Genomic DNA, 20,699 nt, shown 5'->3' on the forward strand with positions numbered 1-20,699 from the left:
ATGGACGATGATCGCATCCGCCTGACCGAGGCGCAGCAGCGTGCCCGGCGCAATCGCTCCATCGCCATCGGCCTCGTTCTGATCGCGCTGGTGGTGATCTTCTATTTCGTCACTCTCGCGAAGCTGTCGACATGACCGACACCCAGCCCAACGCATCCGCGCAGCCGGCACGGCGCCGCGGCCTCGTCATCGCCGTTGCCTGCGCGGCCTTCGCTGTGGGCATGGTCGGCGCCGCCTACGCCTCGGTGCCGCTCTACTATTTGTTCTGCCAGGTCACCGGCTATGGCGGCACCACCCAGCGCGCCGAGACCGCACCGAGCCAGGTGATCGACCGGACGGTGCTGGTGCGCTTCGACGGCAATGTCGCGCCGGGGCTGCCGTGGAAGTTCGGCCCGAACGACCGCGAGGTCACCGTCAAGCTGGGCGAGACCCGCGAGACCAGCTTCCACGTCAAGAACCTGTCGGACAAGCCGGTGCGGGCCCAGGCGACCTTCAACGTTACCCCGGTGGCCGCCGGCGTCTACTTCAACAAGATCGCCTGCTTCTGCTTCGACAACCAGACCCTGCAGCCGGGCGAGGAGATCGACATGCCGATCGTCTTCTATGTCGATGCCGACATGCTGGAGGCCGAGGAGCTCAAGGACGCGCCGGGGATCACCCTATCCTACACCTTCTTCCCGCTCGACGAAGCGGAGGCCCCGGTGGCCGCCAGCAAGGGCGAGACGACGAGAACACCGACGACCGATCAACTCTAGAGAGCCGCGAGCGATCGCGGTGACTGTCGAAAACACCAATCAGATGCTGGAGTTGCCGAGCGAGTTTCGCTAAGCAGACCGCAGGGCATTCAGAAGAGACCGGGGACCCGCGATGGCCGACACGCACGCCAAGCATGACTATCACATCATCGATCCGAGCCCGTGGCCGTTCCTAGCCTCGGCCGGGGCCTTCATCATGATGATCGGTCTCGTCGGCTTCATGCGCTATGCGGCGGGCGGCCAGTTCGTCATGTTCGGCGTCGATCTCGCGGGCCCGTGGATCTTCTATCTCGGCCTCGCGCTGGTTCTCTACGTCATGTATGCGTGGTGGTCTGACACCATCAAGGAAGGCCAGGAGGGCGCGCATACCCGCGTCGTCTCGCTGCATCTGCGCTACGGCATGATCATGTTCATCGCCTCGGAGGTGATGTTCTTCGTGGCATGGTTCTGGGCCTTCTTCGACGCCAGCCTGTTCCCGAACGAGGCGATCCAGGCTGCCCGCACCGAGGTGCTGGGCGGTCAGTGGCCCCCGCAGGGCATCGAGGTTCTCGACCCGCTGCATCTGCCGCTGTTCAACACGGTCACGCTGCTCCTGTCCGGCACGACCGTTACCTGGGCGCACCATGCGCTGCTGCACAACGACCGCAAGGGCCTGATCTGGGGCCTCACGCTCACCGTCGTGCTCGGCGTGATCTTCTCCTACGTCCAGTATTACGAATACGCCCACGCGCCCTTCGCCTTCGGCGGCTCGATCTACGGCTCGACCTTCTACATGGCGACCGGCTTCCACGGCTTCCACGTCCTGGTCGGCACGATCTTCCTGGCGGTCTGCCTGCTGCGCGCCATGAAGGGCCAGTTCACCCCGCAGAAGCATTTCGGCTTCGAGGCGGCGGCCTGGTACTGGCACTTCGTCGACGTCGTCTGGCTGTTCCTCTTCTTCTGCATCTATATCTGGGGCAGCTGGGGCGCCGCGATCCACGTCGAATAGGCGGCGGACAAACGGAAATTGCGAAGGCGGCGCAGCGATGTGCCGCCTTCTTCGTTTCAGGACCATGCGCGCCGCGGGCTGCACAATGGGTCCGGGCCAGCCATGACGGAGTGAGCATTTGAGCGACACAGGCGGACGCCCTCAGAGAGCAGCCGACCCGGTGAAGGCCGGTGTCCTCGGTCGCTGCCCGCGTTGCGGCGAGGGCAAGCTGTTCGCCGGCTTCCTGACGGTGGCGCCGCGCTGCGCGAACTGCGACCTCGACTACGGCTTCATCGATTCGGGCGACGGCCCCGCGGTCTTCGTGATCCTGATCGTCGGCTTCATCGTCGTCGGCATGGCCCTGTGGGTGGAGGTCGCCTACGATCCGCCGCTCTGGGTGCATTTCCTCCTGTGGCTGCCGCTGATCCTCGGGCTGGCCCTGCCGCTTCTGCGCGCGCTGAAGGGACTGATGATCGCCATGCAGTATCGCCACAACGCCTCGGAAGGGCGGCTTCGCGATGACGTCTGATTCCGCTTCGTCCATCGGCGCAGGCGGCGCCGGATACGTTCCCCGCCGCATGTCGCGCGGCAAGTTCTGGTTCGCGCTTCTCGCCTGCCTCGTTGGGATCGTGATCCTCCTCGGGCTGGGCTCGTGGCAGGTCGAGCGGATGCAGTGGAAGCAGGCGATGCTGGAGCGCATCGACGCCCGCATCCATGCCGAGCCGATTGATCTGGCCGCCCTGCGCGCCCGCTTCGCCGACACCGGCGACGTGGACTACACGCCGGTGACCGTCACCGGGCGGTTCTTGCATGCCGGCGAGCGCTTCATGCTGACCACCTTCGAGGGCAAACCCGGCTGGAACGTCTTTACGCCGTTGCTCACCGATGCCGACGCCGTCGTCTTCGTCAATCGCGGCTACGTGCCCTACGAGATGCGTGATCCGGCCAGCCGCGCCGAGGGGCAAAGCGAGGGCGTGGTGTCCGTCACGGGGCTTGCCCGCGACGCACCGCGCGAGACGCCGGGCTATTTCGTGCCGGACAACGAGCCGGGCAACGCCACCTTCTTCTGGCGCGACATCGACGCCATGGCCGGGGGGCTGGCGCTGGATGCCGGCGTCACGGTGCTGCCGTTCTTCGTCGATGCCGGGCGGGCCGAGACGCCGGACGGTGGGCCCATCGGCGGCACGACCGTCATCGACATCCCCAACAATCATCTGCAATACGCCATCACCTGGTACGGGCTGGCGCTGGTGCTGATCGTCATGACCGGGATGCTGATCGTCGGCGACCGCCGCGCCGCGAGACGCGAAGCCAGCTGAGGCGCGCCGCCGGCGGCGATGTGCCGGCGCCGTCCTTCGCGGGCCATCGTCTGCGTGCCGCAATGCTGCGCCACAAGCGCCGCGAGGCTTGACACCCATGCGTCGCATCCCTTCATTCGGCGCGACATTCGCCCTGCCGAACAGCCCGGAGCTCTTCTTGTCCGCAACAGCCACCAAACCGAAGCTGACGATCCGCATGTGTGAGCCGCGCGGCTTCTGCGCCGGCGTCGACCGGGCCATCCAGATCGTCGTGCTGGCGCTGAAGAAATACGGCGCGCCGGTCTATGTGCGGCATGAGATTGTCCACAACCGCTATGTCGTGGAAGGGCTGCGCAGCAAGGGCGCGGTCTTCGTCGAGGAGCTGGATTCGGTCCCCGATGACGGCCAGCCGGTGGTGTTCTCCGCCCATGGCGTGCCGAAATCGGTGCCGGCCGCCGCCGAAGCCCGCGACCTGCTCTATCTCGACGCCACCTGTCCGCTGGTCTCCAAGGTCCACAAGCAGGCCATGCGCCACACGCGGCTCGGTCGCCATGTGCTGCTGATCGGCCATCGCGGCCATCCGGAGGTCATCGGCACGATGGGCCAGTTGCCCGAGGGCAGCGTCACGCTGATCGAGACCGAGGCCGACGCAGCCGAATATGTGCCGGCCGATCCGGAGGCGCTGGGCTTCGTGACCCAGACCACCCTCTCGGTCGGCGACACCGCGGGGATCATCGCGGTGTTGCAGGCGCGTTTCCCGCAGATGCAGGCGCCCTCGTCGGAATCGATCTGCTACGCCACGACCAACCGCCAGGACGCAGTGAAGGCGGCAGCTCCCGGCGCCGACCTGTTCCTGATCGTCGGCGCGCCGAACTCGTCGAACTCGCTCCGCCTCGTCGAGGTCGCCGAGCGCTCCGGCGCGATGCAGGGTGCGCTGGTGGAGGGGTCGCAGGACCTGCCCTGGGACTGCGTGAAGCCCGGCGGGGTGGTGGCGATGTCGGCCGGAGCCTCGGCGCCGGAGATCCTCGTCGACGCCATCGTCGATTCCTTCCGCGACCGCTACGACGTGACCATCGAGCTCGTGCGCACGGCGGAGGAGAACGAGAACTTCCCCGTGATGCGCAGCCTGCGCCAGACGCCGCTGACGCCCGTCGACATGGCCTTCGTCAACGGGCAGGGCTGACCATGGCTGTCTATACGGACGTCTCCGAGCCGCAGCTCGCCGAGTTCATCGGCGCCTACGACATCGGCGAACTGCTGAGCTACAAGGGCATCGCCGAGGGGGTGGAGAATTCCAACTTCCTGCTGCGCACCACGGTGGGCACCTACATCCTCACGCTTTACGAGAAGCGGGTGAACCGGTCGGACTTGCCGTTCTTCGTCGGGCTGATGGAGCATCTGGCCGAGCGGGGCCTGTCCTGTCCGCTGCCGGTGCACACGCGCGGCGGCGAGTCCCTCGGCGAATTGTCGGGCCGCCCGGCGGCAATCTTCACCTTTCTCGAAGGCATGTGGACCCGCCGTCCCGCGCCCCAGCATTGCCGCGCCGTCGGCGCAGCGCTGGCCGGCATGCACGGCAAGGCCGCCGACTTCCCGCTGCACCGGCGCAACGGCCTTGCCGTTGCCGACTGGCGGCCGCTGTTCGAAAGCTGCGGCGACCGGGTCGACGGCATCGAGGCGGGGCTTGCCGCAGAGATCGGCGCGGAGCTCGATTTCGTCGAGGCGAACTGGCCGGCCGATCTGCCGAAGGGCGTCATCCACGCCGATCTCTTCCCCGACAACGTCTTCTTCCTGTCGGGCGAATTGTCCGGCCTGATCGACTTCTATTTCGCCTGCAACGACCTTCTCGCCTACGATCTGGCGATCGCCGTCTGCGCCTGGTGCTTCGAGCAGGACGGCAGCTTCAACATCACCAAGGGCCGGGCGCTGATCGGCGGCTATGCCAGCGTGCGGCCGCTGAGCGCGGCGGAGCTGGCGGCCTTGCCGGTGCTGTGCCGGGGCGCGGCGCTGCGCTTCCTGCTGACCCGGCTCTACGACTGGCTGACGGTGCCCGACGATTCCTTCGTGACCAAGAAGGATCCGATGGAATATCTCGGCAAGCTGCGCTTCCACCGGTCGGTGAAGAGCGTCTCGGACTATGGCTATGACGACGAGCGGGTGACGGCATGAGCGCCGAGGGACGGGTCGAGATCCACACCGACGGTGCCTGTTCGGGCAATCCGGGACCCGGCGGCTGGGGCGCGATCCTGCGCTTCAACGGCAATGAGAAGGAACTGAAGGGCGGCGAGGAGCACACCACCAACAACCGGATGGAGCTGCTCGCGGTGATCCAGGCGCTGACGGCCCTGAAGCGGTCCTGCCCGGTCGATATCTATTCCGACTCGCAATATATGCGCGACGGCATCACCAAGTGGATCCACGGCTGGAAGCGCAACGGCTGGAAGACCGCCGACAAGAAGCCGGTGAAGAACGCCGAGCTCTGGCAGAAGCTGGAGGAGGAGAAGGGGCGTCACGACGTCACCTTCCACTGGGTGAAAGGCCATGCCGGCGACGAGATGAACGAGCGCGCCGACCAGCTTGCCCGCGACGGCATGGAGCCGTTCAAGCGCCGCAAGCGCAGCGCATAGGCGCGACTTGGAAAGTCCGCGCCCGTCCCCGCAGCACAGGCCGCGGGGACGGAATTATCCGGATCAGAGCTGCTCGAGAACGGCCTCGGCGGTCGAGCGCTCGGCCTGGCCCGGCGATTCCTCGACGTTCAGCGACTTCACGACGCCGTCCTCGACGATCATCGAATAGCGCTTGGAGCGCAGGCCGAGACCGGCGACCGAGAGGTCGATGTCGAGGCCGAGGGCCTTGGTGAACTCGCCATTGCCGTCGGACAGGAACAGGATCTTGCCGGCCGCGTCGTTGGCCTTCTCCCAGGCGCCCATGACGAAGATGTCGTTGACCGCGACGACGGCGATGGTGTCGACGCCCTTGGCGCGGATCTCGTCATTGTGGGTCAGGAAGCCCGGCAGGTGATTCATCGAGCAGGTCGGCGTGAAGGCGCCGGGCACGGCGAACAGCACGACCTTCTTGCCGGCGAAGATCTCGTCGGTGGACAGGTCTGCCGGACCGTCGGAGGTCTTGGTCTTCAGTGTCGCGTTCGGAAGCTTGTCGCCGATACCGATGGTCATCTGGTCGTTCCCTTCGTGAAATGCGTGGCGTTACGGCCCGGCGCCATATGAGGCGAGGTGGAGGGCTTTGTCGAGCCGTTCAGCCGGGCGTGTATGTGGTGACCGGCACCGCATCGGCGGCAAAGTCGCCGCGCGCGCCGGTGACCACCATGTCGACCGTTGCCGGCCCGTCCGTCGCACCGCGCGGGCGCCCGACGACGGGTACGCGGAATTCGAGACTGTCGCCATTGCGCACCGGCGTTGCCGGCTCGTCGAAATACCAGCCCTCCGGCCCGCGCACGAAGAGATCGGCGTCCTGCGCGTCGAGCACCGTCTCCACGGCGACGGTCAGCACGTCGCCGCCGGCGGGCAGAACGGCCGAGCTGATCCGCCCGAGCGGGCCGTCGCGGGTGGGCAGGGCGGCGAAGGTCGCCGCGACGGTCTCGGCCGCCGCCGCGTCGCCGGCTTCGGCCGCGAGCTCCGCCTGCACCGGAATGCAGATGTCCTGGCACACGCCGATGGCGAGGCTGGCGGTCACCGTGTCGAGCGTGGTGCCGGGCCGCGGGGTCAGCGCGTAGCCGATGGCGACGGCGTTCTCGTAGCCATTGGCGCGGGCGATGCCTTCGCCGAAGCGCAGCGGCGCCGGAAATTTCAGATCGGCGGCCGCCAGATTGTCCGTGGCCGTGAAGTCGATGTGCGGCGGGATGCCCGAGGCGCCCGGATCGAGCCAGTAGGTGTGCCAGCCCGGCGCGAGATCTACCAGCAGCGCGCCGCGAACCGTGCCGTCCGGCGCGGCTTCACCGGCAACGAGCCGCAGCGTCACCTGCTCGCTGGCATAGGTCGATGTGGAGCCTGCCTCGGCCGTTGCCGTTCCCATCGCCATCGCGGCGATGCCGCCGGCGATCCGCGCAATCCATCTCATCTGCGGTGTCCTCTGCCCTGAAACGATCTGCGGCGCATGGCCCGCCCGACCTCGTGGTTAGCGCGGTCAAGGGCCGCTGGCCATTCAACAAGCCGCGACGCCGACCGGCAAATCGGGCCGCGCCGCGCGCTCTGGTTTTGACATCGCCGCGATGCCATCTATCGTGAAAGCCCCGCAAGCATCTGGATGCCATGGATCTCGAAACCGAAATCGGCAGAAATTCGACGGACTCTTCCCTGGAAGGGCATTTCCTCATCGCCATGCCGGGCATGGGCGACGAGCGCTTCGCGCGCGCCGTGATCTATGTCTGCGCCCATTCGCCGAGCGGCGCGATGGGCTTTATCATCAACAAGCCGCAGCCGGTCGGCTTCGGCGAACTCATGACCCAGCTCGGCATCGTCGCCAGCGAGCGCGATATCCGGATGCCGAGATCAGGACAGGAGATCTGCGTCTGCATGGGCGGGCCGGTCGAGAAGGGGCGGGGCTTCGTCCTGCATTCGGACGACTATGATTCCGAATCCACCGTGGCCGTGGCCGACAACATCTCGCTGACCCCGACCATCGACATCCTCAAGGCGATCTCCAGGGGCGTCGGGCCGACGACGGCGATCATGGCGCTCGGCTATGCCGGCTGGTCGCCGGGCCAGCTCGAGAGCGAGATCGCGGCCAATGGCTGGCTGACCTGCAAGGCCGATCTCGACATCGTCTTCGACGTCGAACTGGACAGCAAATACGACCGTGCGCTGGGCCTGCTAGGCATCGAGCCGGCGTTCCTGGCCAGCGAGGCCGGCCACGCCTGAGCCGGGCGCGTCCTAGCTGGCGCGCTTCAGGCCCACCGCCCGGTCGTCGAGGATCTTGCGCACCTGATCGGAGCCGAGCGGCGGCGAGAACTTGAAGCTCTGGGCGAATTCGCAGCCGAGCTGGCGCAGCTGCATGACGTCGGCATCGCTCTCGATACCTTCCGCCACGACCTTCAGTCCCAGATCGTGGGCCATGGTGACGATCGAATGCAGGATGATCGGCCGCTGCGGCTGGCTGTTGTTCTTCAGGAAGGACTGGTCGATCTTCAGCGTGTCGAAGGGAAAGCCCATCAGATAGGCGAGCGACGAATAGCCGGTGCCGAAATCGTCCAGCGACAGGCCGACACCGAGCGCCTTCAGGCGGGTCAGCAGCTGGGCGGAACGCTCCGGATTGTCCATCACCAGCGATTCCGTCAGCTCCAGCTTGAGGCTGTTCGGCGAGATCCGGTAGCGCTCGATGACGGTCTTCACGTCGCCGATCAGATCTTGGCGGATGAGCTGCCGGCTGGAGATGTTGACCGAGACGAACAGGTTCTCGTCGCCGGTCATGCGCTGCCAGTCGCCGAGCCGGCGGCAGGCCTCCTCCAGCGCAAACTGGCCGAGCTGGACGATCAGGCCGGTGCTCTCGGCGATGGGCACGAATTCCGCCGGCGAGATCGCGCCGCGCCGCGGATGCTCCCAGCGCAACAGCGCCTCGAAGCCGGCGATGTCTTCGGTTTCCAGCGTGACGATCGGCTGGAAGGCAAGCGACAGCTCGTTGCGCTCGAATGCCCGGCGCAGATCCGATTCCAGCTCCAGGCGGCCATAGCCGACGCTGCGATAGGCCGGCCGGAACGGCTCGATGCTGTCCCCGCCATTGCGCTTGGCCTGGTACATGGCCAGCTCGGCTTCCTTGAGCGCCTCGTCCGAGGTCGAGGCATCGGTCCAGCCGGTGAGACCGATCGAACCGGTCAGGACGATCTCGCGATTGGCGAAGGCGATCGGCGCCTTGATGGCGTTGCGCAGGCCCTCGGCGAAATCGGCCACCGCGGTGACTTCGGTCTCCGACAGGAGGATCAGTCCGAACTGGTCGCTGCCGAGCCGGGCCAGCGAATCCTGCGGCTTCAGGAGGCGCTTCAGGCGGCGTCCGATGGTCAGGAGGATGGTGTCGCCGGTGGCGATGCCGAAATCGTCGTTGACCTGTTTGAAGCGGTCGAGGTCGATGACGATGATCGTCGGCTGCACGTCGGCCCGCGTCATGGCAAGGACGCCGATGGCCTCCAGCCGGTCGCGGAACAATTCGCGGTTCGGCAGGCCGGTCAGTTGGTCGTGCAGCGCGTCGTGCAGCAGCCGTTCCTCGGCCTTCTTGGCATCGGTGACGTCCTTGAGCGTGCCGACGCAGCGCACCACCTCGCCATCGCTGCCGAGCACCGGGCGGGCGCGCAGCGAGACCCAGTGATAATGGCCGTCCTCGTCGCGCAGGCGGAAATCCTGGATGATGCGGCCGCGGCGATGTTCGAGGATGGTATCGAGCGTGACCTTGAAGCGGTCGCGGTCGTCCGGATGCAGGACCGGCAGCCAGTCGCGCGCCGGCCCGTTCATGGTGCCGACCGGCATGCCGGCCAGCGTGTCGCCGTCGGCGCCGGCGAAGATGCGGTCGCGGCTGACGTCCCAGTCGAAGATCGCGTCGCCGGTGCCGGCGAGCGCCAGCGAGCGACGCTCCAGGTCCGACAGCAGCCCCTGCGCGAAGCCGCCGCCGGCAAAGGCGTGCTGCATGACGGTGAAGCCGATCAGGAGGACGATAAGCACCAAGCCGCCGCCCAGCGCCGGCTGAATTATGTCGTTGTCGATGCGGCCGGTCACGGTGGACCAGCCGGCGAACACCCAGAGGATGACGAGGCACCAGGTGGGGATCAGCATGATCGCCCGGTCGGAGCGCTGCACGGCGAGCGTACCGATGATGCCGAGGCCGAGCGCGGCCGTCGCGGCCAGCGAGATGCGGGCAATGCCCGAGGCGACCACCGGGTCGAAGGCGGCGACGACGCCGACCGTGCCCAGCGCCGCCAGCCACATGATGGTGAAGATCGACAGCACGCCGTGCCAGCGATTGAGATTGAGATAGGCGAAGAGGAACAGGACGAGGGTGAAAGCGAGCGACACTTCGGTGCCGGCCCGCCAGACCCGTTCCTGCCCGGGAAGGATCGGCACCAGTTTTTGCCAGAAGTCGAAGTCGATGCAGATATAGGCCAGCACCGCCCAGGCCAGCGACGCGGTGGCGGGGAACATCGCCGATCCCTTCACGACGAACAGGATGGTCAGGAACACCGCCAGCAGGCCGGCAATGCCGAGGACGATGCCGCGATAGAGCGTGAAGGCGTTCACCGTATCCTTGTAGGCGTTCGGCTCCCACAGGCGCAGGTCCGGCAGGTTCGGCGAGGCCAGTTCGGCGACGAAGGTGACGATCGCGCCGGGATCGAGGGTCACCAGGAAGACGTCGGCATCGGTGCTCGGCTGGCGCTCCAGTGCAAAGCCCTGGCTGGGCGTAATCGAGGCGATGCGCTGGGAGCCGAGATCGGGCCAGACGACGCCGGAGCCCACCAGCCGGAAATGCGGGGCGACGACGAGCCGGTCGATCTGCTTGTCGGTGTTGTTGGCGAGCGCGAAGACCGCCCAGTCGCCGGAGGCCTGCGCCGACTGCGCCTCGATCTCGATGCGGCGCACGATGCCGTCGGCGCCGGGGACGGTCGCAACCTGGAAGGCACGGCCCTTGCCACGATAGACGTCGACGGCGGGCAGCATGTCGATGGCGGTGTCGCCGCGCGAGATGCTGACGGCTTCAAGCGCGAGGGACGGCGGCGCCGAGACGACGAGCGCAACGAGGACGAAGGCCAGCGACAAGAACCACCGCGCGGCCAGACCGATCGGCCCGACGCCGCTTTTCCGATTGCTGATGGCTTTCGCCTTCACGTTGTGCCCCGACCTTGCATTCCGACTCACCCCCGCCCGCGCTTCGCGTTTATTGCACCACGGCCGCGCCCATGCGAGCCCTGGGCTGCGAAGACGACCATTCTTCGGCCAGAAGCGAATAGAGATAATGGTCTTCCCAGCGTCCGGCGATCTTCAGATAGCTTCGCAGATGACCCTCGCGGACGAAACCGCATTTCTCCAGGAGCCCGATGGAGCGCCGGTTGCGCGGCAGGCAGGCCGCCTCGATCCGGTGCAGGCGGTGCACGTCGAAGGCGAACAGCTTCATCTGCTCAACCGCCCGCGCCATCAGGCCGGCGCCGGCATGGCGCTCGCCCATCCAGTAGCCGAGCGTGCCCGACTGGGCGACGCCGCGCCGGATCTGGCTGAGCGTCGTGCCGCCATAGAGCGTGCGGCCGGAGGCGTCGAACAGGAAGAAGGTGTAGCTGACGCCGTCGCGCGCATCGTGCGCATAGCGGCGCAGGCGCTGGCGATAGGCCTCCCAGGACAGTTCGTCCGCGGCCCAGAGCGGCTCCCAGGGTTTCAGGAAGTTGCGGCTTTCGCCGCGCAGGTCCCGCCACGCCGCATAGTCGCTGCGCCGGGGCATGCGCAGAAGGATGCCCTCGCCGTGCAGCGCGGGGACGGGCGGCCCGGCGAGATGCTCCAGGATCCTCATCGGCGGATCAGTGGCTGGTCGCGAGCCTCGCCTCGGCGCCGGACGACGCGCCGGCAAGCCGTTCGGCAAGGACGTCGCGGCTCGGCAGACGGGACACCGGTCCGATGGCGGCAAGGGTGGGCACGGTGCCCACGAACGTGCGCTCGGCGAGATCAGCGAGCCGCGGCGCGGTGATCGCCTCGAGCCGCGCGATGAGTTCCTCGTTGGTGATCGTCGCGCCGTTGAACAGCATCTGCCGGGCGATCTGCGCCGCGCGGGCGGCCGGGCTTTCCTGCGACATCAGCAGGCTGGCGCGCATCTGCGCCCGGGCCCGGTTGACCTCAGGCTCGGAGATGCCGGCCGCGGCCCGGGTCAGCTCGTCGGCGATGACCGGCGCCAGTTCCGCCAGCTCCTCCTCGCCGGTCGCGGCATGGATGCCGAAGATGCCGGAATCGGAGAAGCTCCAGTGGAAGGCGTAGATCGCGTAGCACAGGCCCCGGCGCTCGCGGATCTCCTGGAACAGGCGCGAGGACATGCCGCCGCCGAGGATCAGCGACAGCACCTGCGAGGCGTAGAAGTCGCGGGCGTAATAGGCGCGGCCCTCGAAGCCGAGCACCATCTGCGCGTCCATCAGGTCGCGCTCCTGGCGGAACTCGCCGCCCGTATAGGACGCCGCCTGGCGCGGCGAGGATTCCAGCGGTAGCGGCGACACCGAGGCCGTTCCGCCGAAGGCCGCCTCGATCTGGTCGACGATGGCGCGGTGCGACACGGCGCCGGCCGCCGAGACGATCATCTTGTCGGGCGAATAGTGCCGGGCGAGATAGCCGCGCAGATCGTCGGGCGAGAAGGATTTCACCGTCTCGCGGGTGCCCAGGATCGGCCGGCCGATGATCTGCTTGTGAAAGGCGGCTTCCTGGAAATGGTCGAAGACGATGTCGTCGGGCGTGTCTTCCGCCGCGCCGATCTCCTGCAGGATGACCTGCTGCTCGCGTTCCAGCTCCTGCTCGTCGAAGCGCGAATCGATCAGGATGTCGGTCAGGATGTCGAGCGCCAGCGGCACGTCGTTCTTGAGGACGCGGGCATAGTAGGAGGTGGTCTCGACGCTGGTCGCGGCGTTCATCTCGCCGCCGACATCCTCGATCTCCTCGGCGATCTGCCGGGCGCTGCGCCGGCTCGTCCCCTTGAACGCCATATGCTCCAGAAGATGGGCGATGCCATGCTCCCGGGGCGCCTCGTCGCGGGCGCCAGCCTTTACCCAGATGCCGAGACAGGCGCTCTCCAGATGCGGCATCGTCTCGGTCGCAATGGTCAGTCCGTTCGAAAGCTTGGTGACCTCGACGCTCATGCTTCGGCTCCCTGGTCGACGGCGCGCGTGCGCGCGAGGATGTAGGATTCCACGGCGCCGATCTCGTTCGGCAGGCGATCCATGGTCTCGCGCTTCTGCATCAGGTCGCCGTGGCTGGGCGGCAATGCGGGGGTGATCTGGACGGCCTTCTCGATCGCGTCCGGGAACTTCGCCGGATGGGCGGTGCCGAGCGTGATCATCGCCTCGCGGCCGAGCCGGCTCCCCGCCACGCCGACGCCGACGGCGGTGTGCGGATCGAGGAGATAGGCCGTGCCGGTGAGGGTGCGGCGGATGATGTCGGCGGTCTCGGCCTGGTCCGTCGCGCCGGCATCGAATTCGGCCCGGATCGCCGCCAGAACCGCCTCGGGCAGGGTGAAGGAGCCGGACTGGGCCAGCTGCTGCATCAGGCCGCGCACCATGTCGCCGTCGCGTCCGCTCGCCTCGAAGATCAGCCGCTCGAAATTCGACGACACCTGGATGTCCATCGAGGGCGAGGTGGTGGCGTGGACGCCGGTGGTCTCGTAGCGGCCGCGATCGAGCGTGCGCACGAGAATGTCGTTCTCGTTGGTGGCGATCACCAGCCGCTCGACCGGCAGGCCCATGCGCTTGGCGGCGTAGCCGGCGAAGATGTCGCCGAAATTGCCGGTCGGCACGGTGAAGGAGACGGCCCGCTCCGGCGCGCCGAGGCTGGCGGCGGCGGTGAAGTAATAGACGATCTGGGCCATGATCCGGCCCCAGTTGATCGAGTTCACGCCCGACAGCGCCGCCTTCTGGCGGAAGGCGGCGTGATTGAACATCGCCTTCACCAAGGCCTGGCAGTCGTCGAAGGTGCCGTCGACGGCCACCGCGTGGACGTTGTCCGCCCCCGAGGTCGTCATCTGGCGCTGCTGCACCGGCGAGACGCGGCCATGCGGGAACAGGATGAACATGTCGGTGCGCTGGCTGGCGGCGAAGGCCGCGATGGCGGCGCCGCCGGTGTCGCCCGAGGTGGCGCCGACGATGGTGGCGCGGCGGCCGCGCTGGGCGAGCACATGGTCCATCAGCCGCGCGATGAGCTGCATCGCCACGTCCTTGAAGGCCAGGGTCGGGCCGTGGAAGAGCTCCAGCACGAAATGCGACGGGCCGAGCTGGACGAGGGGCGCGACGGCCGGATGCGGGAAGGTCGCATAGGCCTCGTCGACCATGCGCTTCAGATCGTCCGGGGCGATGTCCTCGCCGACATAGGGCAGGAGGACCTCGAAGGCGACTTCGGCATAGGGCCGGCCGGCGAATCCGCGGATCGTTTCCGCCGAGATCTGCGGCCAGGTCTCCGGGAGATACAGCCCGCCGTCATTCGCGAGACCTGCCAGAAGTGTGTCGGCAAAACCGAGGACAGGAGCCTCTCCCCGCGAACTCACATATCTCACTTCGTCTCCACTTCGCTTCGGACCGGGATCGCTCCCGGCATTCTGTTCGGCCGCGAGCGCACCGTGTGCCGGTCGGCGCTCCGCCATGTTCCGCTGTCGGTCGCCTAACCGACGGGCGGCTGATATAGAACGGCGCGCCACGATAACGGAAGGACCGAGCGATGCATATGGTAGTGCCCCCCATAGCGACCAATGGTGAACGCAACGCCATCGACGAGGGCATTTCCGTGCAGGGTCCCGGCACCGCGATCAGCCGCCGTCTTCCCGCGCTGCGCCGGCTGGCCGGTGGCCTCGCCCTCGGCGGTGCGCTGGCGCTGCTCGCCGCCTGCAATTCCACCACCCCCAAGGCCGATCTCGGCGATGCCGGGGCGCTGGCCATTCCGCCGTCCTCGGTCACCGCATCGAGCCAGTTCGACCAGGGCGGCGAGGCCCGCTACTGCCCGACGGTGACCCTTCGCGAAGGCACCGCGATCCTGCGCAAGACCATCGGCTCCGAGGTCGACTACGTCGCCAACATCGCCGAGACGACCCGCGACTGCCGCATCGTCGACGGCAAGCTCCTGATGAAGATCGGCGTCCTCGGCCGCATCACCCCCGGGGCCGTGGCCCAGGACCGCAGCGTGCGCCTGCCGATCCGCGTCGCGGTGCTGCGCGGCAACGACGTGGTCTACTCCGAGCTTGGCCAGCAGACCGTCGCGATCACCCGCAATGGCGGCGCCCAGACCTTCACCTATGTCGACGAGTCGGTGCTCATCGACCCGGCGCCGACCGCCGGCATCGTGATCTTCGCCGGCTTCGACGAAGGCGCGCCGGAATAGCGCGCCTGCCGTTCAGGCGTCCTGCCAGCTGACGAAGGCGTCGACGACGGCGGGAAAGTCCGCAAGCCGGCTGATCACCGTCTCGGCGCCCGCCTCTGTCAGGGCGTCGGCATGGCCCGGAAAGCTGTGGCCGGCGCCGGTGAAGCCGACGACGCGGCAGCCGGCGGCGACGGCGGCGGTCACCCCATGGACCGAATCCTCGATGACGATGGCGGCCTGCGGCGCCACGCCGAACTGCTCGCAGGCATGGACGAACACGTCCGGCGCCGGCTTGACCTTCTGCGTGCCGACCTCGGGCGCGCTGAAGACATGCGGGAAGAAATAGTCCCATAGCCCGACATGCTCGAGCTCCAGCTCGAGACGCTGCGACGACGAGTTCGAGCAGATGCAGCGCGGCAGGGTGAGCTGATCCAGCGCCATGCGGGCGCCGGCAATCTCTTCCACGTCGGATTCCAGCCGCTGGTCCACCTCGGCATTGACGCGAGCGATGAGATCCTCGGGGAAGCTGCGGCCCAGCTCGTCAGACAGGCGCTTCAGGATCATCGGCCAGGTCAGCCCGGCAAAGCGGATGGCGAGTTCGCCGGCATCGATCTCGACGCCGTGCTCGGCGAGGATCTCGGCCTGCACCTGCGCGGCGATCACCTCCGAATCGACGAGGACACCGTCGCAGTCGAAGATCACGAGCAGGGGTTCGGACATGGGGGGCTCCGAAGAAAGTTTTTGGCGAAGGGCGACGGCGCGAAGGCCGACTGCGTCGAAGGTTGCGCGGGGCGCAGATGGTGCGAGGGGTCCGGTAGCACGAGCACGAGGGCGCGACAAAGGCAGGATTTCACCGATTGTTTACGTCGTTCGGTAACCATGACGCCGGTTCAATGTCCTGCGTAGTCCGGTGGTGAAGATGGCTTACAAGCGTTCCGCGTCCCTCAAGGTGGTTAATTGCGAAGCGGAAAAACCCGCCTGGCTGGACCGGATCCACAAGGGGCACTGCGTGTCGCAGATGGCCGCGCTGCCCGAGAATTCGGTCGACGTGATCTTCGCCGACCCGCCCTACAATCTGCAGCTTGGCGGCGATCTGCACCGGCCCGACCAGTCCAAGGTCGATGCGGTGGACGATCACTGGGACCAGTTCGAGAGCTTCCAGGCCTATGACGCCTTCACCCGCGCCTGGCTCCTGGCCGCGCGCCGGGTGCTCAAGCCGAACGGCACGATCTGGGTGATCGGCTCGTATCACAACATCTTCCGCGTCGGCGCGATGATGCAGGATCTGGGCTTCTGGATGCTGAACGACGTCGTGTGGCGCAAGACCAACCCGATGCCGAACTTCCGCGGCCGCCGGTTCCAGAACGCCCACGAGACGATGATCTGGGCGTCGCGCGACGCCAATGCCAAGGGCTACACCTTCAATTACGACGCCATGAAGTCGGCCAATGACGACGTGCAGATGCGCTCCGACTGGCTGTTCCCGATCTGCTCGGGCGGCGAGCGGCTGAAGGACGCCGAGGGTCGCAAGACGCATCCGACCCAGAAGCCGGAAGCGCTGCTCGCCCGCGTGCTCCTGTCGTCGACCAAGCCCGGCGACGTGGTGCTCGACCCGTTCTTCGGCACCGGCACGACCGGCGCCGTCGCCAAGCGTCTCGGCCGCCATTATGTCGGCATCGAGCGCGAGGACGTCTATATCGAGGCGGCCGAAGCCCGCATCGCCGCTGTGGAAGCGCTCGACCCGACGGTGCTCAAGGTCTCGGCCGGCAAGCGTGCCGAGCCGCGTATTCCCTTTGCCAGCCTTCTGGAAGCCGGCCTGGTGAAGCCGGGCACCGAGCTGACCGACGCCAAGCGCCGCTGGACGGCGCGGGTGCGGGCCGACGGCACCATCGCCATTGGCGAGGACGCTGCCTCGATCCACCGCATCGGCGCCAAGGTGCAGGGGCTCGACGCCTGCAATGGCTGGACCTTCTGGCACATCGATTCCAAGAAGGGCCTGACCCCGATCGACACGCTGCGCCAGACCATGCGCGAACAGATGGCCGTCGAGGCGGTCTGACCGCCTTCGGACCTCTACTTCACGTCTGACGTTTCAAGGCCTGCCGGCCGCTTCGACCGGCAGGCCTTCTGCTGCCAGTTCCCGGGCGAGCTGGTCCGGGTCGATGAAGTGGATGGCGCTCCAGCCGGCCGCGCGGGCGGCGTCGACATTCGCGCGATTGTCGTCGATGAACAGGGTGCGCTCCGGTGCCAGGTCGAAGCTGCGGGCATGGTGGTCGTAGATCGCCGGGTCCGGCTTGATCAGGCGGATGTCGCCGGACACGGTCACGCCGCGGGTCGCGGTCAGGAACGGGAACTTCGCCTGCGCCTCGCGAAACGTGTCGGAGGCGAAATTGGTCAGCAGCGTCACGTCGACGCCGGCATCGATCAGCCCATGGAGCAGCGCCACGCTGCCCTCATAGGCATGCGGCACCATGCGGTGCCAGTTGCGGCGGAAGGCGCGGATCTCCTCGGCCATCTGCGGATGGCGGGAGATCGCCTCGGCCTCCGCATCCTCCCACGGCCGGCCGCGATCCTGCTCAAGGTTCCAGTCGTGCGAGCAGACCTGGTCGAGGAAGAACTGCCGGCGTTCGTCGGACGGAATGATGTCGCGGAAGGGGATGTGCGGGTCGTAATGGATCAGCACCTTGCCGATGTCGAAGACGACATGCTGGTGGGTCATCGGCTCTGTCTCCGTTTCGGTGTCTCGGCGGGTTCCGGCGGGCTGGCCTCGGCGCGCACCAGCACCTTCTGCATCAGGGTCGGCAAGGCTTCGGCGCCGCGGGCCTCCGGCGGGCACCACCAGCCTTCGACCGGCGGATCGTCGGTGAGTTCGGCCCGGTAGACCTCAAGTTCGAGCCGGAAATGCGTGAAACTGTGCGCCACCGTGCCGCAGAAGCGCCAGTCGGCGGCAAACGGCGCGGCATCGGCGCCGGTCGCGCCGTCGGCCTTGGCGTGCCAGCCGGTGCCCGGCGGTTCGCTCATGCCCTGCAGCATGCCGGGCGCCTCGCGCCGGCGCAGCCAGACCGCGCCGTCCGCCGGCCGCGTCGCGACAAAGGCCGCGCCCTTGCGCTCGGGGACCGCCGCCTTCGGCTTCTTCACCGGAAAGGCTTCCGCACGCCCCTCGGCGCTGGCGCGGCACATGGGACGCACCGGGCAGACCATGCAGGTCGGCCGTTTCGGCGTGCAGATCGTCGCGCCGAGATCCATCATCGCCTGGGCAAAGTCGCCGGGTCGCTCCTGCGGGGTGAGATCCGCGGTGCGCAGCCGGATGTCCTTGCGGGCCTGGGGCAGGGGCGTTTCGATGGAAAACAGCCGGGTGACGACCCGCTCGACATTGCCGTCGACGACGGCCGCCGGCTCGTCGAAGGCGATCGCGGCGATCGCCGCGGAGGTATAATCGCCGATGCCGGGCAGGGTCCGCAGCGCAGTCGCCGTCTGGGGAAAGGCGCCGCCGAACTCCTCCGTGACGCGGATCGCGCAGGCATGCAGATTGCGGGCGCGGGCGTAATAGCCAAGGCCGGCCCATTCGCCGAGAACCGCCGGCTGCGGCGCGGCTGCGAGATCGGCGACATGCGGCCAGCGCGTCGTGAACTTGGCGAAATAGGCCTTCACCGCCGCCACCGTCGTTTGCTGCAGCATGATCTCCGACAGCCAGACCCGGTAGGGCTCCGGCCGGATGCCACGCGCCCGGTCCTGTGGCGACACGCGCCAGGGCAGCACCCGCGCATGGCGATCGTACCAGGCAAGGAGATGATCCGCGAACGGACGGAGATCGGCGGGCATGGGCAGGTTGAACACTCGGTCTGGATGGCGGGCCGGGGATCGGCGGCGAGGCCCGATGCGGGCCGCGTCCTGGGCGATGTAACGGCCCGGCGCGGCGAATGCGAGCCGTCCGTCTGTCGCAAGCAGGTCGGCGTCCGCTCTGGCGACGTCCACGTCGTTTCATGCTATCCGTGCGGCGCGCGGTCCGGTGCCGCGACACGCCCTGTTGCCGCGTGTCGGACCCACGCAGACATCGATCCGGAAAGGTCGTCCCGTGACATCGCCCTATGACCCGCGCGCCAGGCGCCGCACCGGCACCCCGCAACCCGTCGCCGATCTCGTCGGCGGCCTGATGGACCCGATCCTGCGCCGCAAGGCCGGCATGACCACCGGGCTGGTCGCCGCCTGGGGTGAGATCACCGGGCCGGGCCTGCGCGACCTGACACGGCCGGAGAAGCTGGTCTGGCCGGCCCGGCGCGACGAGGGCGACCCCTTCGAGCCGGCGACGCTGGTCATCGCCTGCGAGGCAGCGGCGGCGCTGCGCCTGCAGCACCAGACCGGCGAATTGCTGGCGCGGGTCAACGCCTTCTTCGGCTTTGCCGCCGTGGCCCGGATCAAGATCGTTCAAAAAGCCGTCAACCAGCACCGGCCGGACCGCAAGCCGAAGCTGCGCGATCTCGCCCCCGTCGAGCATCAGCGCGTCGCCGAGATGGTCGCCCGGATCGAGGATCCCCGGCTGCAGAAGGCGTTGCGCGACTTCGCCGAGACCACCCTGCGCCGCTCGAAAGGCTGAGCATCGCACGGTTCGGCCACCGCTGCCCGGCGGCCGCCTGAGACCCGCAGGCATTGGAAATGCCGCATTTCTCCCGTACATCCCGGTGAGAACGCGTTTCTCTTTGCAAGCGAGGCTCCATCGATGACTCATCCGCTGACCGCCCGTACCCGCCTGGCGAAGGCGCCCCGAATTGCCGCCTTCCTCGCCGGAGCCGGGCTGCTTGCGATCGCCGGCTGCACGGACGAGGCGGAGAGCACCGCGGCCAGCGCCGTTCTGCCCAATTCGGGTGCCGTGCTGATGGCCCAGGCCGACACCGCGCCGGCAACCCCCGCGACGCCGGCCGTCGAGGCGCCCGAATCCAGCGGTTCGGTGGATGTCGCCGATCTGATGGCCGAGGGCCCGCTGCCCGACGTGGTGATCGGCGATGCCGATGCGCCGGTGACGATCGTCGAATACGCCTCGATGACCTGCAGCCACTGCGCCGACTTCCACGAGAATTCCTATCCGCAGATCAAGACGGACTTCCTGGACACCGGCAAGGCCAAGCTGATCATCCGCGAATTCCCCTTCGATCCGCGCGCGCTCGCCGGTTTCATGCTGGCCCGCTGCACCGGTGACGACGCCAAGCGCACGGCGATGATCGATGTCCTGTTCAGCCAGCAGGACGACTGGGCCCGCGCCGACAACGCCTCGGCCGCGCTTTTGAAGATCGCCAAGCTCGCCGGCATGAGCCAGGACGAGTTCACCAGCTGCCTGAACGACAAGGAGATGCAGGAGAAGATCGTCGAGATCCAGCAGAAGGGTCAGAACGAATTCGGCGTCAACGCGACCCCGACCTTCTTCATCAATGGCGACAAGTTCTCCGGCGCGCTCAGCGCCGAGCAGATGGCCGCCGCCATCCGCGCCCGCATGTAGGTCCTGGGCCGTCCAGCATGGCTGGACCCTCGCCTGACCGGCCCGCCGCGGCATCCCTGCCGCGGCGGGCTTTTTTGCGTCGCAGCAATTGGCGGGGCATTGGATTTCTTCTAGACATGAAGGAAGGTTCGCGGGAGGGGTGCGAACCGGCGGGATTGCCGCTCCCGC

22 protein-coding genes are annotated in these 20,699 nt (G+C 67.6%); 13 read left to right on the forward strand and 9 right to left on the reverse strand.

Annotated elements, in window-relative coordinates; all coding sequences use genetic code 11:
- The 8 genes from J3367_RS10035 to rnhA all read left to right on the forward strand — a co-directional run bounded on the left by J3367_RS10035 (position 1) and on the right by rnhA (position 5,644).
- Positions 1–135 carry a hypothetical protein gene (locus J3367_RS10035; protein WP_024349989.1) on the forward strand — a complete coding sequence of 45 codons (135 nt, stop codon included), beginning with the start codon at positions 1–3 and terminating at the stop codon, positions 133–135.
- A complete protein-coding gene (locus tag J3367_RS10040; protein WP_024349990.1) occupies positions 132–755 on the forward strand; it encodes a cytochrome c oxidase assembly protein in 624 nt (207 codons plus the stop codon). The genes J3367_RS10035 and J3367_RS10040 overlap by 4 nt, the downstream gene beginning before the upstream one ends.
- Positions 756–867: 112 nt before the next feature.
- A complete protein-coding gene (locus J3367_RS10045; protein WP_024349991.1) occupies positions 868–1,743 on the forward strand; it encodes a cytochrome c oxidase subunit 3 in 876 nt (291 codons plus the stop codon).
- A gap of 118 nt (positions 1,744–1,861) precedes the next feature.
- The gene (locus J3367_RS10050; protein ID WP_024349992.1) at positions 1,862–2,251 is read left to right on the forward strand and encodes a DUF983 domain-containing protein; all 390 of its coding nucleotides are present in this window, start codon (positions 1,862–1,864) and stop codon (positions 2,249–2,251) included.
- Positions 2,241–3,041, forward strand: coding sequence for an SURF1 family protein (locus J3367_RS10055; RefSeq protein ID WP_024349993.1), 801 nt, complete (start codon positions 2,241–2,243; stop codon positions 3,039–3,041). The genes J3367_RS10050 and J3367_RS10055 overlap by 11 nt, the downstream gene beginning before the upstream one ends.
- 196 nt (positions 3,042–3,237) lie before the next feature.
- On the forward strand, positions 3,238–4,203 hold the full coding sequence (gene ispH, locus J3367_RS10060; RefSeq protein WP_051141556.1) for a 4-hydroxy-3-methylbut-2-enyl diphosphate reductase: 966 nt from the start codon (positions 3,238–3,240) through the stop codon (positions 4,201–4,203).
- 2 nt (positions 4,204–4,205) lie between these two features.
- Positions 4,206–5,186: a homoserine kinase gene (locus tag J3367_RS10065; protein ID WP_024349995.1), complete on the forward strand. Its 981-nt coding sequence runs from the start codon at positions 4,206–4,208 to the stop codon at positions 5,184–5,186.
- Positions 5,183–5,644, forward strand: coding sequence for a ribonuclease HI (gene rnhA, locus J3367_RS10070; protein ID WP_024349996.1), 462 nt, complete (start codon positions 5,183–5,185; stop codon positions 5,642–5,644). The genes J3367_RS10065 and rnhA overlap by 4 nt, the downstream gene beginning before the upstream one ends.
- Before the next feature lie 63 nt (positions 5,645–5,707).
- Here the strand turns inward: rnhA and J3367_RS10075 are convergent, their stop codons facing one another.
- Together J3367_RS10075 and J3367_RS10080 are read right to left on the reverse strand one after the other, a co-directional pair.
- Positions 5,708–6,193 (reverse strand): peroxiredoxin, encoded by a 486-nt coding sequence (locus J3367_RS10075; RefSeq protein ID WP_024349997.1) that lies wholly within the window; start codon positions 6,191–6,193, stop codon positions 5,708–5,710.
- A 79-nt stretch (positions 6,194–6,272) separates the two neighbouring features.
- The gene (locus J3367_RS10080; protein ID WP_024349998.1) at positions 6,273–7,094 is read right to left on the reverse strand and encodes a protein-disulfide reductase DsbD domain-containing protein; all 822 of its coding nucleotides are present in this window, start codon (positions 7,092–7,094) and stop codon (positions 6,273–6,275) included.
- A 191-nt stretch (positions 7,095–7,285) separates the two neighbouring features.
- On the opposite strand from J3367_RS10080, the gene J3367_RS10085 reads away from it, so the two are divergent.
- Positions 7,286–7,894, forward strand: coding sequence for a YqgE/AlgH family protein (locus J3367_RS10085; protein WP_024349999.1), 609 nt, complete (start codon positions 7,286–7,288; stop codon positions 7,892–7,894).
- Between the two features lie 12 nt (positions 7,895–7,906).
- Here the strand turns inward: J3367_RS10085 and J3367_RS10090 are convergent, their stop codons facing one another.
- The 4 genes from J3367_RS10090 to thrC form a co-directional block, all read right to left on the reverse strand.
- Positions 7,907–10,795, reverse strand: a complete 2,889-nt coding sequence (locus tag J3367_RS10090) for an EAL domain-containing protein (RefSeq protein WP_035694765.1) — start codon at positions 10,793–10,795, stop codon at positions 7,907–7,909.
- Between the two features lie 94 nt (positions 10,796–10,889).
- A complete protein-coding gene (locus tag J3367_RS10095) occupies positions 10,890–11,513 on the reverse strand; it encodes a GNAT family N-acetyltransferase (protein WP_024350001.1) in 624 nt (207 codons plus the stop codon).
- 7 nt (positions 11,514–11,520) lie between these two features.
- Positions 11,521–12,837, reverse strand: coding sequence for a M16 family metallopeptidase (locus J3367_RS10100; RefSeq protein ID WP_024350002.1), 1,317 nt, complete (start codon positions 12,835–12,837; stop codon positions 11,521–11,523).
- Positions 12,834–14,243 carry a threonine synthase gene (thrC, locus tag J3367_RS10105; protein WP_024350003.1) on the reverse strand — a complete coding sequence of 470 codons (1,410 nt, stop codon included), beginning with the start codon at positions 14,241–14,243 and terminating at the stop codon, positions 12,834–12,836. The genes J3367_RS10100 and thrC overlap by 4 nt, the downstream gene beginning before the upstream one ends.
- A gap of 161 nt (positions 14,244–14,404) precedes the next feature.
- Between thrC and J3367_RS10110 the strand changes: the two genes are divergently transcribed.
- Entirely contained in the window at positions 14,405–15,061 is a 657-nt protein-coding gene (locus J3367_RS10110; protein WP_024350004.1) for a hypothetical protein, read from the forward strand.
- Between the two features lie 12 nt (positions 15,062–15,073).
- Here the strand turns inward: J3367_RS10110 and J3367_RS10115 are convergent, their stop codons facing one another.
- A complete protein-coding gene (locus J3367_RS10115) occupies positions 15,074–15,760 on the reverse strand; it encodes an HAD family hydrolase (RefSeq protein ID WP_024350005.1) in 687 nt (228 codons plus the stop codon).
- Positions 15,761–15,959: 199 nt separating this feature from the next.
- Between J3367_RS10115 and J3367_RS10120 the strand changes: the two genes are divergently transcribed.
- A complete protein-coding gene (locus J3367_RS10120; RefSeq protein WP_024350006.1) occupies positions 15,960–17,099 on the forward strand; it encodes a site-specific DNA-methyltransferase in 1,140 nt (379 codons plus the stop codon).
- A 33-nt stretch (positions 17,100–17,132) separates the two neighbouring features.
- On the opposite strand, the gene J3367_RS10125 is transcribed toward J3367_RS10120, so the two are convergent.
- A complete protein-coding gene (locus J3367_RS10125) occupies positions 17,133–17,759 on the reverse strand; it encodes an HAD family hydrolase (protein WP_024350007.1) in 627 nt (208 codons plus the stop codon).
- Complete coding sequence (gene mutY / locus J3367_RS10130; RefSeq protein ID WP_024350008.1) at positions 17,756–18,862, reverse strand: A/G-specific adenine glycosylase; 1,107 nt, start codon at positions 18,860–18,862, stop codon at positions 17,756–17,758. Before mutY ends, J3367_RS10125 begins: the two co-directional genes overlap by 4 nt.
- Before the next feature lie 253 nt (positions 18,863–19,115).
- On the opposite strand from mutY, the gene J3367_RS10135 reads away from it, so the two are divergent.
- Both J3367_RS10135 and J3367_RS10140 read left to right on the forward strand, forming a co-directional pair.
- Positions 19,116–19,634: a DUF721 domain-containing protein gene (locus J3367_RS10135; RefSeq protein ID WP_024350009.1), complete on the forward strand. Its 519-nt coding sequence runs from the start codon at positions 19,116–19,118 to the stop codon at positions 19,632–19,634.
- 123 nt (positions 19,635–19,757) lie between these two features.
- The gene (locus J3367_RS10140; protein ID WP_024350010.1) at positions 19,758–20,531 is read left to right on the forward strand and encodes a DsbA family protein; all 774 of its coding nucleotides are present in this window, start codon (positions 19,758–19,760) and stop codon (positions 20,529–20,531) included.
- The last annotated feature ends 168 nt before the right edge of the window (positions 20,532–20,699 follow it).

The organism is Aurantimonas sp. NFXS3, assembly GCF_049132005.1.
Taxonomy (GTDB): domain Bacteria; phylum Pseudomonadota; class Alphaproteobacteria; order Rhizobiales; family Rhizobiaceae; genus Aurantimonas; species Aurantimonas coralicida.

Coding starts and splice junctions, on each gene's coding strand:
- J3367_RS10035 (WP_024349989.1), top strand. CDS start 1: ATGGACGATGATCGCATCCGCCTGACCGAGGCGCAGCAGCGTGCCCGG.
- J3367_RS10040 (WP_024349990.1), top strand. CDS start 132: ATGACCGACACCCAGCCCAACGCATCCGCGCAGCCGGCACGGCGCCGC.
- J3367_RS10045 (WP_024349991.1), top strand. CDS start 868: ATGGCCGACACGCACGCCAAGCATGACTATCACATCATCGATCCGAGC.
- J3367_RS10055 (WP_024349993.1), top strand. CDS start 2,241: ATGACGTCTGATTCCGCTTCGTCCATCGGCGCAGGCGGCGCCGGATAC.
- ispH (WP_051141556.1), top strand. CDS start 3,238: ATGTGTGAGCCGCGCGGCTTCTGCGCCGGCGTCGACCGGGCCATCCAG.
- J3367_RS10065 (WP_024349995.1), top strand. CDS start 4,206: ATGGCTGTCTATACGGACGTCTCCGAGCCGCAGCTCGCCGAGTTCATC.
- rnhA (WP_024349996.1), top strand. CDS start 5,183: ATGAGCGCCGAGGGACGGGTCGAGATCCACACCGACGGTGCCTGTTCG.
- J3367_RS10075 (WP_024349997.1), bottom strand. CDS start 6,193: ATGACCATCGGTATCGGCGACAAGCTTCCGAACGCGACACTGAAGACC.
- J3367_RS10080 (WP_024349998.1), bottom strand. CDS start 7,094: ATGAGATGGATTGCGCGGATCGCCGGCGGCATCGCCGCGATGGCGATG.
- J3367_RS10085 (WP_024349999.1), top strand. CDS start 7,286: ATGGATCTCGAAACCGAAATCGGCAGAAATTCGACGGACTCTTCCCTG.
- J3367_RS10095 (WP_024350001.1), bottom strand. CDS start 11,513: ATGAGGATCCTGGAGCATCTCGCCGGGCCGCCCGTCCCCGCGCTGCAC.
- J3367_RS10100 (WP_024350002.1), bottom strand. CDS start 12,837: ATGAGCGTCGAGGTCACCAAGCTTTCGAACGGACTGACCATTGCGACC.
- J3367_RS10110 (WP_024350004.1), top strand. CDS start 14,405: ATGCATATGGTAGTGCCCCCCATAGCGACCAATGGTGAACGCAACGCC.
- J3367_RS10115 (WP_024350005.1), bottom strand. CDS start 15,760: ATGTCCGAACCCCTGCTCGTGATCTTCGACTGCGACGGTGTCCTCGTC.
- J3367_RS10120 (WP_024350006.1), top strand. CDS start 15,960: ATGGCTTACAAGCGTTCCGCGTCCCTCAAGGTGGTTAATTGCGAAGCG.
- J3367_RS10125 (WP_024350007.1), bottom strand. CDS start 17,759: ATGACCCACCAGCATGTCGTCTTCGACATCGGCAAGGTGCTGATCCAT.
- mutY (WP_024350008.1), bottom strand. CDS start 18,862: ATGCCCGCCGATCTCCGTCCGTTCGCGGATCATCTCCTTGCCTGGTAC.
- J3367_RS10140 (WP_024350010.1), top strand. CDS start 19,758: ATGACTCATCCGCTGACCGCCCGTACCCGCCTGGCGAAGGCGCCCCGA.